This is a genomic window from Streptomyces sp. NPDC005151, assembly GCF_053599875.1.
The window spans coordinates 20327-36019 of sequence record NZ_JBSFYR010000041.1 but is presented as its reverse complement, the minus strand read 5'-3'; the positions used below and the strand labels follow the sequence as shown (position 1 = coordinate 36019).

The following is a 15693-nucleotide window of genomic DNA, read 5'->3' as shown; positions in this document are numbered from 1 at the left end:
GTTCTCCTCCCCCGCTTCTCTCCTCCATCGAAGGACACCCGCCATGCACCGCGCGTTGATCGTCGTGGACGTTCAGAACGACTTCTGCGAGGGCGGCAGCCTCGCGGTGACGGGGGGCGCGGATGTCGCCGCCGCCATCACCGACCTGATCGGTGAGGCCCAGGCCGGATACCGCCATGTGGTCGCCACCCGTGACCACCATGTCGACCCGGGCAGCCACTTCTCCGCACAGCCCGACTTCGAGCACTCCTGGCCTGCGCACTGTGTCGCCGGCACGGAGGGGGTGGGCTTCCACCCCAATTTCGCCCCGGCGGTCGCTTCCGGCGCGATCGATGCGGTGTTCGACAAGGGGGCGTACGCGGCGGCGTACAGCGGCTTCGAGGGGGTCGACGAGAACGGGGTGGGGCTCGCGCAGTGGCTGCGGGACCGGAGGGTCACCGAGGTCGACGTCATCGGCATCGCCACGGATCACTGTGTGCGGGCGACGGCGCTGGATGCGGTCCGGGAAGGGTTCGCGACGCATGTACTGCTGGACCTGACCGCGGGGGTCGCCGCCGCGAGCACGGGGCGGGCGCTGGAGGAGCTCCGGGAGGCCGGGGTGGAGCTCTCCGGCAAGCCGGTGGTGTAGGGCGGCGGGGGGCGGTTGCCGGGGTCGTCCGGCGGCCGCGTTGTCCTCCATCGCCGGACGGGCTTGTCTTTGCCGGCGTGGCGCTCGATGTGCGGGCCGGTTTGCGGCCCGGGTCTTGTTCTCAAGCGCCGGACGGGCTCGACGTGGCCGGGCGGGACGCAGGCGCCCTCAGGACTGGTGGGCCGGTACCGGTGTGCGCAGGAGTGCCCGGATGGGGTGCCAGAGTTCCTGGGCGTTCTCCGGTCTCGCTCGCCAGAGCAGGCCGTCCGGGTGGTGCAGCACCGCCGTGATCTCGTCGGGCGTGGGCGGTTCCGCGTTGCCGCGGAGGTAGACCGCCCGGAGGCCCACATTGCGCAGGCGGGTCAGTGCGCGGGCCCGGTTCGCCGCGTGCACCAGGACCCGGACCGGGGTTCCCGGGTCCGTCCCGTCCGCCGGGCCGTTCAGGGTGATCGCGATCACCACACTGCCGTTCGGCAACTTGCTGAATCCTCCGCCTGCCATGCTCCGCGCTCCCCCGTGAGACATCGCGTCAATAGGAATCCGAACAAGAGGCACCTAAACACGATCGGCCGCCGCCCGCTAGAGGGCGACGGCCGATCATGCTTTGACCTGCGGTGATGCGGAATTACTTGTGCGAGGTGCCAACCTTGACCGTGATCGTCGAGCCGCTGAGCGGCTCGCTGACGATCGTGATCCGGGTGTTGGTGTCAGTGACCTGCACGCTTCCGGTCTTGTTCTCCGCGTACCAGTAGGTGCCCTTGTGGTCGTCGAAGACCGGGACGCCCGGCTGGGACTTGATCTTGGTCGCCACGTCGGCCTTGTGCAGCGTGAAGGCGTCGGTCGGCCGCCAGCTGAACGGCGCGTCGAAGGGCTGGATCTTGTTGCGCATGACGGTGCCGTCAGCCCACTTCAGCGGCTTGGCGTGCGCGTCGATCGGCAGGATCAGACCCTTGCCCGGGTGGACGAAGACGTTGTTGTCCTTCTGGGACTGGTCCCAGAGCCAGATCAGCAGACCGTTCTGGTACGGGTAGTGCTCGACCCAGTCCGGACGGGTGTTGAGGAAGCCGAAGTTGTACGGGCCGACCTTGAGGGTCTTGTCGTACGAGACGTACTGGCGGTTCTCCGCGATGTAGTACTGCGGGTAGTCCTTGGTGAACGACGCACCGACCCGGGAGAAGCCCTTGGCGGTCCAGCCGTTGTCGTCGCCCTCCGCGTTGTCCGAGAAGAGCACGGCACCGTCGGCGTTGACCGCGATGGTGTCGGCCGCGAAGCCCAGGCCGCCCGCGCCGCCGTCGGTGGTGTAACGGAAGCGGATGTCGATCTTCTTGCCCGCGTAGGCGTCCAGCGAGTACGACAGCTTCTGGTACTTGCCGGAGACGGCGGTCAGGGCCGGCTTGTCACTGGCGTCGCGCGGGATGGCCTGGCCGTCGGCCGTGCCGTCGATCGCGGTCCAGCTGCCGCCGCCGTTCGTAGACACCTCGGTGTAGAGGTAGTCGTAGTCCTTCTCGATGTCCCACCAGCCCGAAAGGTCCAGGGACGCCTTGGACTTACCGGTCAGGTCGACCGAGCGGGACAGGGTGTTGTTGAGGTCGTCACCCATGTCGCTCCACCACTGCTTGGCGCCCTCCGCGGGCGTCGTGACAGCGGTGGTGACGGGCTTGTCCGGCAGCGAGACGACGAGCGCCTGCTTGTCCTTGGTGTTGTACTCCGAGACACCCAGCTTGTGGACCGAGTTCGTCGCGGCCTTGGCCGAGGCGTAGTTGAGCCAGCCCAGCTGCAGCTTGTCCCAGGCGGTCATGTCGCCGGGCATGTCACCGATGGCGTTCTTGCCGGTGCCGAGCCAGGAGCCGGCCGACATCAGGGACCAGAAACCGACCGAGTTCTCGGCGCGGTTGGTGGTGTCGTAGAGGTCCGGCAGACCGAGGTCGTGGCCGTACTCGTGGGCGAAGACGCCCAGGCCGCCGTTCTCGGGCTGCGCGGTGTAGTCGCCGACCCAGATGCCGGTGTCACCGATCTGGGTGCCGCCGGCCTTGTTGTCGGCCGGGCCGGTCGCACCGGCGTTGGTGCCGTACGCGTACCAGCGGTGCGCCCAGATGGCGTTCGGGCCCTCGACGCCGCCGCCCGCGGACTCGTCCTCACCCGCGTGCACGACCTGGAAGTGGTCGATGTAGCCGTCGGGCTCGTTGAAGTTGCCGTCGTTGTCGTGGTCGTAACGGTCCCACTGGTCGTACTGCGCCAGGTCCGCCTTGATCTGCTCCGGCGTGCGGCCCTTGGCCTTCTGGTCGGCGGCCCAGGCGTTCACGCCGTCCCTGACCATGTCCCAGGCGTTGGCGCAGTTGGACGAGCCGCAGTAGTTGGAACCGTAACGGGCCTCGTTGTACGGGACCTTGACCCAGTCGGAGACATTGCCGTCGACCGAGTAGCGTCCGGAGGACGTCTTCTCGTAGTACGTCTTCAGCGAGTTCTTGCCGGCGCCCTCACCGAAGTAGAGGTCCTGGAAGTGGGCCTGGTTGTAGTCGGCCTGCCAGGCGGTGCTGTTGTCCTTCGCCGGGTCCGGCTTGGCTATCTTGTTGTGCAGCGGTCCGGGCGTGCCGCCGTACTTCTTGACGGGCGGCTCGGGGCCGTCGCCGTCCGGGTCGAACATGGTCGTGTCGTCGACCTTGTCGCCGAACTCCGCCAGGATCGTGAAGATCTTGTCCGTCTTCTCGCGGCCGAGCTCGACGTACTTCTTGTCGTCGAGCTTGACGACGTTGGAGCCGTCGCGGTTCGACACCTTCTTGGCGCCGGATACGACCTGCTCCAGGGCGGCCTGACGCTGTGCGTCCTGCTGCTCGCTGAAGGGGCCCTTCAGGTTGTGCGCATTGCCCTCGGCCGACCCCGGATCGCGGCGGTCGATGCTGGATGCGCCGACGTCTGACGCCTTGTCATCGGCCTGTGCGGTGGCGAAGGTCGACGCCGTGGCAGCGGTGGCGGCCATGGCCACGACAACCGCCGCGGCGCGGAGCGTCCGTCTCTTAGTGGTCACTTGATGCAGTCCTCCCCGGCGCCCGCGGCTGCGGCCCAGGAGTGATGAGAGGCCGCGCGCGGTTACGCGTCACAAGTGACGCCATTCGACCGGAGTTACACGAGAAAAGACAGACCTTGACTTGAACAGGCCAAGTGCATTATGTGGGAGTGCGGTTCCGTTATGCGGACGTTCACCGAACGGGCGACCGGCGCGCCAATGCCCCCCTTTGACGCACTGGATGACTCAGTGCGCCCCCCATGCACCGGCACCGTGGGTTAGGTCACGCTTACTACCGGTTCCTCCAGGGCATCCACCGTCGTAGAGTCGCTTCACAGTGCGACCGCGTTGAGAGACTGCCCCTTCCGATGCCCCGAGGACGGATACCGCCATGCCGCGTCCCACTGCTGCACAGCTCTCCTACGGATCGGTCACCGTCGTCTTCTCGACGCTCGCCATGCTCCTGCTGTCCCGCACGAGTTCGGGCATCGGCATCGCCGTCATCGGCACGGCGGCGCTGGCGCTCGGTCTGCTGGTGGCCGTCACCGTACCCCTGCCGCTGCGGATGAAAACAGGGAAAGCGGCGAAGACGGCAAAGACGGCGACCGCGGTTCGTACGAACCACGGCGCCGTCTCCACCGTCGGCGCAGCCGAGGACATCGAGCTCGACGACGTCCAGCCGGCCAGGATCCCGGCCGCCCGCGCCGCCGAGCGCGTGGGTGAGCACTCCCTGCGCCACTGACCTGGCAACCGGCGGCGTGCCGCTCGGGCGGACCGTCTGCGTACGTCGGCTATGCGGTCGAGACCACCACCGTCTTGGCCGCCTTGTCCTGCAGCCCCTGCCGGTACGGCTTGTCCGTGAACATCAGCACGATGTTGATCAGCCACCACAGGCACGGGCAGCACAGCAGCGCCGGCAGCCACAGCACCACGGCCCGCAGGAACGCGGCACTGGTGTCCGGCACCCGGCCGTCATTGAGCATCGCGACCCGCAGCTTCAGCAGCCGCTTGCCGATGGTGCGGCCGTCCTTGTGCGTGAAGTACGTGTCGTACGCCACGTAGGCCACGAGCCCGATCAGCGACCAGAGCAGCTGATGGCCGCTGTAGGTCTGGTTGAAGGCGTTACTGAAGTTGCCGTTGTTGCCGTTGTTGTTCGACGACGCCTCGACCGGGCCGCCGAACGGCAGCGAGATCAGATACAGCGGGATCGAGATGATCAGGAAGTCGATCAGCCGGGCCAGGATCCGCTTGCCGGGCTCGCCGAGCGGCGGCATGCCCGCCAGCGGGTCCGGGCTGCCGTACGGGCCACCGCCGTAGGCACCGGAATCGTACGGCGGCGGAGGAGGCGGCGGAGCGCTGTCGTAGGGCGAACCCGACGACGGCGGCTGCGGCTCCTGCGGCTTCTTGAGGAACGGGTCGTCCTCGGGAGGCTGGCCGGACGTCGGCTGATCGTTGCTCATGGGGGCAGTGCACCCCGGCCCACGGGTGCCCGCAACGGCTCAGGTGCGTTCGGGGGAACAGGGCACCGAGCAGCCGCCCCTCACCCGATGAGCCGTCAGAGCCTGTCGAGTGACCTTCGATCGGAAAGCGGACGCGGTCTGGTGCGTGCGATTCCAAGGCGCCGGAAGGCCCTCGGATGGGGCCTCCCCTGCTCGAACGAAGCTGAGAGCGTAGGGAGGGAGCTACTAGGGCATTTCGGCAACGCGGGAAGCGTGCGTGCCAGGGCGTGGCCGCCCGATCAGAGGTCACCCGACAGGCTCTCAGCCGCGCGGGTCGCCCGCGCGGCGTCGTCGTGCTCGTCGTCAGCCCGCCACGAAGGTGTGTGCCGCCTTGTCGTGCCAGCACTGCCGCCACGGGCGGTCGAACAGGCACCACAGGACATTGACCACGCCGATGACCAGCAGACCGAGCACGCCGTAGACCAGCCAGCGGCGGAGCGCGGCACCGAAGGAGGGCGCCCCGTGGGACTCGATGTCCCATACCTCCAGACCGCAGAGCTTCTTGCCGAGCGTACGGCCCCACTTCGCGGTCGGCAGGACCTCCAACAGCACGCCGAGCACCAGGAACGCACCGAGCACCCCGCCGAACAGCCCGGCCGTGGTGGAGTCCACCAGCCAGACGGTGACGGTCCGGCCGGACAGCTTCGCCGCGTCGATCTTGTCGCCGATGTGGTCCATCGCCCGCGAGACGAGCGGGAACCCGATCGCGCCGACGAGCGCGCCCAGCACGACCGTGTCGACGAGCCGGGCGGCGAACCGCTTGCCGAGCCCGGCCGGGCGGGCGGCCGCCTGCGCCTGTGCGAGCTGCTGGAAGTGGTCGTTGACCGGGGGCTTCCAGGGCACGACAGGGCCGTCCGGCTGAGCCGCCTGCGCACCGACACGCTGCTGGGGTGGCACGGCCTGCTGGGACTGCTTGGGCCCGAATTGCTGCTGTCGCGGGGGCTGGGGCTGCGGGTGGGCGGCCTGCTGGGGCGCGGCGAGCCGGTGGGCCTGCTGCGCCCAGGAGGTGGCGCCGCCGCCGGGGCCCTGGGTGAGCGGATTGGCCGGGGCGGGCGCGGGTGCGGGCGCCGGGGCCGGCGCGGCGGCCTGAGCGGGCGCGAGGGCCGGAGCAGGTGCCGCTGCGGAGGGCTGCGGGGCGCTTGTGCCGGGGGGAACCGCGCGGATCGACATCGTCCCGTCGGCCGGTTCCTGTTCCGCGTTGCGGGGACGGGGCGACCGGCCCCCCTGTCCCACGGGGCGGATCGTGACCGTACCGTCGGCAGGCGGACGCCCCGCCTCACCGCTGCCGCCTCCGGGCTCGGCAGGGCGGTCGGCCCGGATCGCGACCGTTCGCTCGGGGACCTGGCTGTTGCCGCCCCGCATGCCCGGCAGCGCACCGCCCGTGGGGTCCTGCGGCGCGGGCAGGCGCGGGTCCGCGGGGGCCCGGTCGGCGGGAGCTTCGCTTCCTGGTGCCCGGTCCGCAGGGACCTGGCCCGCTGCTCCGGCCCCGCCCGGCTGCCCCGTACCGCCTGTGCCGCCCCAGGACACCCGCCGGTCGCGTTCCCCGCCGAAGCCGGTCTGCCGGGAGGCGTCGGCCTGCCAGGCGGACGAGGGTTCGGGGCGGTTGCTGTCGTTCGGCTCCTCGTCGAGGAAGACCGGACCGGTTTCGTCCACCGGCGCGTAGGTCGGACCGGACGCCTGGGCGGGCATCGGTGCCGAAGGCTGCGGCTGCGGTTCGGGCGTTGCCCCCTCGGAGGGCGTCGCGGCCATCGGTTCGCCCTGCTGGGGCGCAGGACGGCTCGTACCGGGAACCCACGAAGCGCCGTTCCAGTACCGGACATATCCGGGAATGGACGGGTCGGGGTAATACCCCTCGCGGGGCCTGTCGTCACCGGGTGCCGGGGTTGGGGCGCTCATCACCGTGGTCCCGTATCTCTTCGAAGCCTCAAGTCAACGGACCACATCTATCAGACAGCCGCGTACCGTTCCTTGGCAGTGAGCGGAAGTGAGTCCGCGCACTGGCGCGCCCCGAACGGTCTTGGGCGCACTGGTCGTCCGCTTTCACCTCCGGGCGGCGACACGGATCCTGTCCGTGGTCCGGTCCCGGAAGGGCGGAGTCCCTCACGACCTGGCCAGATGGGTGCGGTCAGTGGCGACGGGGAGGCCCTGAACCATCTCGCTGGTGGAGCAGGGGCCCCGCACGCCGGCACCGCACCCGGTGTCCCAGCTCGCCCGGTCAGGCTAGCGCGGTCTTCCCGGCCCACCGCAAGCCCATCAACCGACCGTCACACGATCGAGCTAAAACGACCTCGTGCATGCTCCCAGCCACGCAGCTGTCAACCCCCGGGCCGGTCCCCGCGTTTGGGGCCCTTTCCGGTCAGGGTGAAGTTCTTTCCGGAAGTCGCGTCATAGGCGGCGGGGAGGGTGCTCTCTCCACGTGCGGGCCGGTCAGCCGGGAGGGGCACCGGCGCCGTTGCCGGCCGACGACCTGTGGCTGAGCGACCCGTGGCCGGCGGACGAGCCGACGGACGGCGAGGTCTGATGCGCGGTCCGTCGGCGGCGTCAGAAGACCTTGCCGGGGTTGAGCAGCCCCAGCGGGTCGAACGCCGCCTTGATGCCCCGGTGCATCTCGACGCTCACCTCGCCGAGTTCGCGGGCCAGCCATTCCTTTTTCAGGACGCCGACGCCGTGTTCGCCGGTGATGGTGCCGCCGAGTTCGAGGCCCAGCGCCATGATCTCGTCGAAGGATTCGCGGGCCCGGCGCGACTCGTCGGCGTCGGTGTGGTCGAAGCAGACGACGGGGTGGGTGTTGCCGTCGCCCGCGTGGGCGCAGACGCCGATGGTGAGGTCGTACTTCTGCGCGATGGCCGCGGTCCCCTCGATCATGGCGCCGAGCCTGGAGCGCGGTACGCACACGTCGTCGATCATCGTGGCCGACTTGACGGCCTCCAGGGCGGTCAGCGACATCCGTCGGGCCTGGAGGAGGAGTTCGGACTCGGCGGCGTCGGCCGCGGGGACCACTTCGGTGGCACCGGCGGTGGTGCAGAGTTCGGCGACAGCGGCGAGGTCGGCGGTGGGGTCCGGGGTGTCGAAGGCGGCGAGGAGCAGCGCTTCGGTGGAGTCGGGGAGACCCATGTGGGCCATCGTGTTGACGGCTTGGACCGTTGTACGGTCCATCAGTTCGAGGAGTGACGGAGTGTGGCCGCGCTCCATGATCCGGCAGACGGCGTCGCAGGCGGCTGTCGCGGACGGGAATTCGGCGGCGAGGACGAGCTGCTGCGGCGGCTGCGGCTTCAGGGCGAGCACGGCGCGGACGACGATGCCGAGGCTGCCCTCGGAGCCGACGAAGAGCCGGGTGAGGTCGTATCCGGCGACGCCCTTCGCGGTCCGGCGGCCGGTTGTCAGGAGGCGCCCGTCGGCGAGGACGACCTCGAGGCCGAGTACGTACTCGGCGGTGACGCCGTACTTCACGCAGCACAGCCCGCCGGACGCGGTGCCGATGTTGCCGCCGATGGTGCACATTTCCCAGCTGGACGGGTCCGGCGGGTAGTACAGGCCGTGTTCGTTGACCGCGCGGGACAGCACGGCGTTGATGACGCCCGGTTCGACGACGGCGATCCGGTCGACCGGGTTGATCTCCAGGATCCGGTCCATCTTCACCAGGGACAGCACGATGCAGCCGTCGGAGGCGTTGGCCGCGCCCGACAGGCCGGTACGGGCACCCTGCGGGACGACCGGCACACGCAGCGCGGTCGCCGTGCGCATGACGTGCTGGACCTGCTCGACCGTGCGCGGCAGGACCACGACGGCCGGAGCGCCCGCGTCGCAGAAGCTCGCCATGTCGTGGGCGTAGGAGGCCGTGACGTCCGGATCGGTGATCAGGGCCTCGGCAGGAAGGCCCGCGCGCAGTCGTTCGAGAAGATCGTCCATGATCCAAGCGTGACACCCGGGGCCAATGGTGTGAACCCGTCTGCGGCAGCGTTCGCGCAACACGGTGCGATCTTCATACTGACGCAGAGTGATCGGCATGGATGTCATGCCGCAGCAGCCTCCGGAGTCCCCCCAGTCGGATCACGCGCCCCCTTCATCCGATCCGTACGATTGCCCACCGCAGACGTCGTCGCTCCCCGGCTCCGAACCGCCGGCCGAACCCCCGCCGGTCTCGTTGCACTCGACGCTGCGCCGGGCCGCGGTCGGTGCGGTGGCGGCTGCCGTGCTGGTCGCGGGTGCGGTCGTGTCCGTACCGGACGAGGAGAAGGAAGCCGCGCCGCCGCCCGTGCCGGGACCGGTCATGCGCGCCCTGACGGCGACGAACGCGGGCGCCCCCGCCTCCCTCGCCGATCTGACGGCGCTGATCGGGGACCGGCAGAGCTGGGTGGGCACGCATCCGTCCGACGCGCGGTCGTGGGCGGTGCTCGGATCGGCGTACGTGGAGTGGGGGCGGCGTTCCGCGGACGCGGCGTACTACGGGCGGGCCGAGCAGGCGCTGAGGCGCTCGCTGGACGCACAGCCGGGTGACCGGGGGAACACGGCGGCCTGGGTGGGACTGGCGGCGCTCGCCAACGCGCGGCACGACTTCGTCACGGCGAAGAAGTGGGGCGAGACGGTACGGGCCCTGCAGCCGAAGGACTGGACGGCGTACCCGGTCCTGATCGACGCGTACAACGGGCTCGGCCAGTACACGGCGGCGGGCCGGGCGGTGGAGAAGTTCACGGCGCTCCGCTCGGGCGTACCGGCGCTCTCGTGGACGGCGCAGATGTACCGGAACGAGGGCCGGCGCGAGGACGCCCTGGCGATCGCGCAGGATGCGGCGAACCGGGCCACCACGCCCGCCGAGAAGACGGACTGCCTGTTCCGGCTGGGCGAACTGGCCTGGGAGCGGGGCGAGCCCGAGGAGGCGGTGGCGCAGTACAGCGCGGCCCTGCGGACGGACCGCGCCCACCCTCCGTCGCTCGCGGGCCGGGCGCGGGCGCTGGCGGCCCTGGGCCGTACGCACGAGGCGCAGCGCGACTACCGGGCGGCGCTGTCCCGGCTCCCGAGCCCCGCATACATGCTCGAACTCGGCGAGTTGTACGAGTCGCTGGGGCTGGACGACGACTCCCGAGGCCAGTACACGAAGCTTCGCAGAACCCTGACCCAGGAGAGCGGCCACGGGGTCGACGAGTCCCTCCTCCTCGGCCGCTTCGAGGCCGACCACGGTGATGTGTCGCGGGCGGAGTGGGGCCGACAGCACCACAGTGCGGCAGTGGCGGACGCGCTGGGCTGGGCGCTGTACAGATCGGGCGACTCGCAGAGTGCGCTGACATACGCGCAGCAGGCGGCGGACACGGGTGGTGGGACGGCCCTGTACGCGTACCACCTGGGCATGATCGAACGGAGGCTGGGGAACGGTGGCCCGGCCCGCCGCCACCTGGAGGCGGCGCTGCGCACGAACCCCCACTTCAGCCCTCTGGACGCCCCATCGGCCCAGGAGGCCCTGGACCAGCTGGGCCGGACCCCGGCGGGCGACCCGCAGGAAGTGCCCGCGGCACCCGAACCGACGCCTCCCACAGAACCCGCTCAGCAGTCCCCGCAACCGTCCAAGGCCCCGCCCGCGCAGCAGGCGGCACCGGCCGGAACGACGGGGACCACGGACGCTCCCGCGCCCCTGGCCTGAAATGCGCCGGGCTACCGCTGACGGGGGCGCTGCGGTTCTTCGCACGGTTCCGGCGCCGGTTCGATCGCCGGACGGCCAGGATCCCGGGCGTCCTGCCGGCGTTGCCGGGATCGCCCTGCTACCGGATCCACGGCCTCCCCGGCCCGAGTCCGGCGGCCAGGAACTTCTGTGCCGCGTTCGGTGCCGCCGCACCGACGGCGGCGGGGGCCAGACGTGCGAGTGATGCGCCCGTGGCCACGACTGCGGCGGAGACGGACGCGGCGGGGAGCAAGAGCGACGGGGCCTCCGGATCCGTCGGAGACCCCGCCTTCACGTAAGGGCTGTCCCGCCAGGGATGACGGGACAGCCCTTAGGAAACGCCTGGGCTCAGAGGTTGCCGCGCTTCTCCTGCTCGCGCTCGATCGCCTCGAACAGGGCCTTGAAGTTGCCCTTGCCGAAGCCCATCGAGCCGTGGCGTTCGATCATCTCGAAGAAGACCGTCGGGCGGTCCTGGACCGGCTTGGTGAAGATCTGCAGCAGGTATCCGTCCTCGTCGCGGTCGACGAGGATCTTCAGCTCGCGCAGCGTCTCGACCGGTACGCGGGTCTCGCCCGCCCATTCGCCGAGGGTGTCGTAGTACGAGTCGGGGGTGTCCAGGAACTGGATGCCGGCCGCGCGCATCGTGCGGACCGACGCGACGATGTCGTTGGTGGCGAGGGCGATGTGCTGGACGCCCGCGCCGCCGTAGAACTCCAGGTACTCGTCGATCTGCGACTTCTTCTTCGCGATCGCCGGTTCGTTGATCGGGAACTTCACCTTCAGGGTGCCGTCGGCGACGACCTTCGACATGAGGGCGGAGTACTCGGTGGCGATGTCGTCGCCCACGAACTCCTTCATGTTGGTGAAGCCCATGACCTTGTTGTAGAAGCCGACCCACTCGTTCATCCGGCCGAGTTCCACATTGCCGACGCAGTGGTCGATGGCCTGGAAGGTGCGCTTGGCGGGCGGTTCGACGATCGGGGCCACGGCCACGAAGCCGGGGAGGTACGGGCCGTCGTAGCCGGAGCGCTCGACGAGCGTGTGGCGGGTCTTGCCGTACGTGGCGATCGCGGCGAGCACCACCGTGCCGTGCTCGTCCTTGACCTCGTGCGGCTCGGTGAGACCCAGGGCGCCGTGCTCGACGGCGTACGCGTATGCCGCCCGTGCGTCCGGGACCTCGATGGCCAGGTCGACCACGCCGTCGCCGTGCTCGGCGACATGGTCGGCCAGGAAGCGGCCGTGGTCGGTGGATGCCTTGATGACGGAGGTGAGGACAAAGCGTGCCGAACCGTTGGTCAGCACGTAACTGGCGGTCTCGCGGCTGCCGTTCTCCGGTCCGGAGTAGGCGACGAGCTTCATGCCGAAGGCGGTCGAGTAGTAGTGCGCGGCCTGCTTGGCATTGCCCACGGCGAAGACGACCGCGTCCATTCCCTTGACCGGGAAGGGGTCGGCCTGCCGGACGGTGTCAGGGGTGTTGTGCAGCGTCTCAGTCATAAGGGAAGGCTCTCCCCGCATCGCAAGGTGCGCAATAGTTCGCGATTTCGCTGAGCAAGCTGTACACAGGTTTGCTTGAATGGGCGGACTATCTGTACATGGTGACCATGGGGGGTCCCGTATGGCGATCGATCATCTGGACGGGCGGCTCATCGTGCTGCTTGCGCGCGAGCCCCGGATCGGGGTGCTGGAAGCGTCGCGCCGGCTCGGGGTGGCCCGCGGCACCGCGCAGGCGCGCCTCGACCGGCTTCAGTCGAATGGAGTCATCCGCGGATTCGGCCCCGATGTCGATCCGGCGGCCCTCGGCTACCCCGTCACCGCCTTCGCCACCCTGGAGATCAAACAGGGCCAAGGCGCCGATGTGCGGGCCCATTTGGACGGCGTCCCGGAAGTTCTGGAGCTGCACACCACCACCGGGCACGGCGACATGCTGTGCCGGCTCGTCGCCCGGTCCAACGCCGACCTTCAGCGGGTGATCGACCGGGTTGTCGGTTTTGATGGCATTGTCCGGGCCTCCACCGCGATCGTCATGGAGAACCCGGTGCCTCTGCGCATCATCCCGCTCGTCGAGCAGGCCGCGGAGGACAGCGACTGAGCCGAGGAGTGACGTGTGAGCTTCTGGGAGTATCTGGGCAATCAGCACCAGCAGCTGCTCACCGACGCGTACCAGCACGTCAGCGCGGTGTTCCAGTGCATGGTCATCGCCACCGCGCTCGGCATCCTGATCGGGATCGTCACCTATCACAGCAGCTGGGGCGGTTCGCTGGCCATCACCACCACGGCCACCATCCTCACCATCCCGTCCCTCGCCGCGATCGGCCTGCTGATCCCGCTGGTCGGGCTCGGCGTCCCGCCCACCGTGATCACTCTGACGATGTACGGGCTCCTGCCGATCGTACGCAACTCCATCGTCGGGCTGCGCGGCGTCGACCCGTCCCTCGTCGACGCGGCGAAGGGCATCGGGATGTCACGGATCGCCCGGCTCTGCAGGGTCGAGCTGCCGCTCGCCTGGCCGCCGATCCTCACCGGCATCCGGGTCTCCACGCAGATGCTGATGGGGATCGCCGCCATTGCCGCGTACGCCTCCGGGCCCGGACTCGGCAACGAGATCTTCCGCGGCATCGCCTCACTTGGCAGCGCCAACGCGCTCAATCAGGTCCTCGCAGGCACACTCGGCATCGTCATCCTCGCTCTGCTCTTCGACGCCGCGTACGTCCTGCTCGGGCGGCTGACCATTCCCAGGGGGATCCGTGCCTGAGACCGATACCGGGGCAGCCGGGACGCCCACCGCCACCTCCGGTGCCACCATCCAGCTGGAGGACCTGACCAAGCTCTACCCGGGCAATCCGAGCCCGGCCGTGGACAACGTCTCGATGGACATCAAGGCCGGCGAGACGGTGATCTTCGTCGGGCCGTCCGGCTGCGGGAAGTCCACCACCCTGAAGATGATCAACCGGCTGATCGAGCCGACGTCCGGCCGGATCAGGATCAACGACGAGGATGTCACCGGCATCGACCCGGTGAAGCTGCGCCGCAAGGTCGGGTACGCGATCCAGTCGTCCGGGCTGTTCCCGCACATGACGGTCGCCGAGAACATCGCCCTCGTACCGAAGATGGTCGGCTGGTCGAAGTCGAAGGTGAAGGACCGGGTCGAGGAGATGCTCGATCTGGTCGGTCTCGACCCGAGGGAGTTCCACGGGCGCTATCCGCGGCAGCTGTCCGGCGGTCAGCAGCAGCGGGTGGGCGTGGCGCGGGCGCTGGCTGCCGATCCTCCGGTGCTGCTGATGGACGAGCCGTTCGGCGCCGTCGACCCGATCACCCGCGACCACCTCCAGGACGAGCTGATCCGGCTGCAGCACGAGCTGCACAAGACGATCGTGTTCGTCACCCACGACTTCGACGAGGCGATCAAGCTGGGCGACCGGATCGCCGTACTGCGGGAGCAATCGCACATCGCGCAGTTCGACACCCCGGAGGCAATCCTCACCAACCCGGCGGACGATTTCGTCTCCGGATTCGTTGGCGCGGGCGCGGCGCTGAAGCGGCTCAATCTGACCCGCGTACGGGATGTGGGGATCGCCGAATTCCCCACGGTGACGGTCGACGACCCGCTTCAGTCCATCTTCAACAAGCTGCGCAGCGGCCCGCACAACGAGCTCCTGATGCTGGACCGCAGGAACCGCCCGTACAAGTGGCTGCGGCGCGGCGACCTGATGCGGGCCCGGGGCTCGCTGGCGCGCGCCGGGCAGCTGGTCCACGACACGGTGACCCTGGACGCCACACTGCACGACGCGCTGGAGGCCGTACTGATCGACAGCGGCGGACGGGTCGCGGCGACGGGGCGGCGCGGCGAGTTCATCGGGGTCGTCGACATGGAGACCCTGATGAACTCCGTTCATGAGCTCCTGGAGGCCGACCGGCTCACCGCCATCGAGCACCAGCACGATCTGGAGGAGCTGCGCGCCCATCAGGCCGAGCAGGAGCTGGAGGGCGGTGCGGACGCATGAGTCCCAACCGGGCCTTGTCCCCCGAGCCCGATGAGCAGCCGCCGCCGGTCCGGCCGCCCGGCGAGCTCGACGTCAGGGGCCATGCCTACCGCGACGAGGAGGAGGAACCCCCGCCGCCGCCGCCCGCGCGGCCGCGGCGCCGGATCACCTGGCGCAAGCTGGTGCTGATGCCGGCCGCCCTGGCGGTCGTCCTCGCCATCACCTATCTGTGGATCACCAACGTCCACCTCGACTCGATCGCGAAGAACTCGCTGACCGGCGGCAATGTGCAGCTGCGCTGGTGGCAGCACGTCAAGCTGACCGCGATCTCCACCTTCTCGGTGCTGATCATCGCCATTCCGCTCGGGATCGCGCTGACCCGGCGCAGGCTGCGCCGGGGCGCCCCGCTGGTCACGGCCCTCGCCAACGTCGGCCAGGCGACCCCGGCGATCGGCCTGCTGGCACTGCTGGTGATCTGGCTGGGCATCGGCCCGTCGACCGCGATCATCGGCATGGTGATCTACGCGGTGCTGCCGGTGTTCTCCAACACCGTGGCCGGTCTCAGGGCGATCGAGCCGAATCTGGTCGAGGCCTCGCGCGGCATCGGCATGTCGGCGATGGGGACGCTCACGAAGGTCGAACTGCCGCTCGCCGTCCCGCTGATCCTGGCGGGGGTACGGACGGCGCTGGTCCTCAATGTCGGCACGGCGACGCTGGCGACGTTCGTCGGCGGCGGCGGGCTGGGTGACCTGATCACGTCGGGCATCCAGACGCAGCGGATGCCGGTGCTGGTGCTCGGTTCCGTGCTGACGGTGGTGCTGGCGCTGCTGGTGGACTGGCTGGCCTCCCTGGTCGAGGTGGCATTGATGCCGCGCGGGCTGGAGGTGGAGGCGTGAGTACGGGGAAGGGGACGGTACGGGGGCTCAGGG

13 protein-coding genes are annotated in these 15693 nt (G+C 69.6%); 7 read left to right on the top strand and 6 right to left on the bottom strand.

The features are described from left to right. Window positions 1-43: 43 nt before the first annotated feature. The gene (locus ACWD6R_RS22160; RefSeq protein ID WP_451820264.1) at window positions 44-628 is read left to right on the top strand and encodes an isochorismatase family protein; all 585 of its coding nucleotides are present in this window, start codon (window positions 44-46) and stop codon (window positions 626-628) included. Window positions 629-796: 168 nt separating this feature from the next. Here the strand turns inward: ACWD6R_RS22160 and ACWD6R_RS22155 are convergent, their stop codons facing one another. Together ACWD6R_RS22155 and ACWD6R_RS22150 are read right to left on the bottom strand one after the other, a co-directional pair. Next, window positions 797-1129, bottom strand: a complete 333-nt coding sequence (locus tag ACWD6R_RS22155) for a hypothetical protein (protein WP_451820263.1) — start codon at window positions 1127-1129, stop codon at window positions 797-799. A gap of 124 nt (window positions 1130-1253) precedes the next feature. Continuing rightward, on the bottom strand, window positions 1254-3653 hold the full coding sequence (locus tag ACWD6R_RS22150; RefSeq protein WP_451820262.1) for an immune inhibitor A domain-containing protein: 2400 nt from the start codon (window positions 3651-3653) through the stop codon (window positions 1254-1256). Window positions 3654-4023: 370 nt separating this feature from the next. Between ACWD6R_RS22150 and ACWD6R_RS22145 the strand changes: the two genes are divergently transcribed. After that, window positions 4024-4374 (top strand): hypothetical protein, encoded by a 351-nt coding sequence (locus ACWD6R_RS22145; RefSeq protein ID WP_451820261.1) that lies wholly within the window; start codon window positions 4024-4026, stop codon window positions 4372-4374. 49 nt (window positions 4375-4423) lie between these two features. Here the strand turns inward: ACWD6R_RS22145 and ACWD6R_RS22140 are convergent, their stop codons facing one another. The 3 genes from ACWD6R_RS22140 to ACWD6R_RS22130 form a co-directional block, all read right to left on the bottom strand. Beyond that, the gene (locus ACWD6R_RS22140; RefSeq protein ID WP_451820260.1) at window positions 4424-5092 is read right to left on the bottom strand and encodes an RDD family protein; all 669 of its coding nucleotides are present in this window, start codon (window positions 5090-5092) and stop codon (window positions 4424-4426) included. A gap of 342 nt (window positions 5093-5434) precedes the next feature. Beyond that, window positions 5435-7027, bottom strand: coding sequence for an RDD family protein (locus tag ACWD6R_RS22135; RefSeq protein WP_451820259.1), 1593 nt, complete (start codon window positions 7025-7027; stop codon window positions 5435-5437). Window positions 7028-7672: 645 nt separating this feature from the next. Further along, complete coding sequence (locus ACWD6R_RS22130) at window positions 7673-9040, bottom strand: FAD-binding oxidoreductase (RefSeq protein ID WP_451820258.1); 1368 nt, start codon at window positions 9038-9040, stop codon at window positions 7673-7675. Window positions 9041-9137: 97 nt separating this feature from the next. Between ACWD6R_RS22130 and ACWD6R_RS22125 the strand changes: the two genes are divergently transcribed. Continuing rightward, window positions 9138-10766: a tetratricopeptide repeat protein gene (locus ACWD6R_RS22125; protein WP_451820257.1), complete on the top strand. Its 1629-nt coding sequence runs from the start codon at window positions 9138-9140 to the stop codon at window positions 10764-10766. A gap of 366 nt (window positions 10767-11132) precedes the next feature. Here ACWD6R_RS22125 and hppD read toward each other — a convergent pair whose 3' ends face one another. Next, on the bottom strand, window positions 11133-12278 hold the full coding sequence (hppD, locus tag ACWD6R_RS22120; protein ID WP_451820256.1) for a 4-hydroxyphenylpyruvate dioxygenase: 1146 nt from the start codon (window positions 12276-12278) through the stop codon (window positions 11133-11135). A gap of 121 nt (window positions 12279-12399) precedes the next feature. Between hppD and ACWD6R_RS22115 the strand changes: the two genes are divergently transcribed. Genes ACWD6R_RS22115 through ACWD6R_RS22100 form a run of 4 tightly spaced genes read left to right on the top strand, consistent with a single transcriptional unit; the run spans window position 12400 to window position 15660 of the window. Continuing rightward, window positions 12400-12873 (top strand): Lrp/AsnC family transcriptional regulator, encoded by a 474-nt coding sequence (locus ACWD6R_RS22115; RefSeq protein WP_266985129.1) that lies wholly within the window; start codon window positions 12400-12402, stop codon window positions 12871-12873. A gap of 15 nt (window positions 12874-12888) precedes the next feature. Next, window positions 12889-13536, top strand: a complete 648-nt coding sequence (locus tag ACWD6R_RS22110) for an ABC transporter permease (protein ID WP_451820255.1) — start codon at window positions 12889-12891, stop codon at window positions 13534-13536. Next, window positions 13529-14785, top strand: a complete 1257-nt coding sequence (locus ACWD6R_RS22105; RefSeq protein ID WP_451820254.1) for an ABC transporter ATP-binding protein — start codon at window positions 13529-13531, stop codon at window positions 14783-14785. Before ACWD6R_RS22110 ends, ACWD6R_RS22105 begins: the two co-directional genes overlap by 8 nt. Next, window positions 14782-15660 (top strand): ABC transporter permease, encoded by an 879-nt coding sequence (locus ACWD6R_RS22100; protein WP_451820253.1) that lies wholly within the window; start codon window positions 14782-14784, stop codon window positions 15658-15660. Before ACWD6R_RS22105 ends, ACWD6R_RS22100 begins: the two co-directional genes overlap by 4 nt. The last annotated feature ends 33 nt before the right edge of the window (window positions 15661-15693 follow it).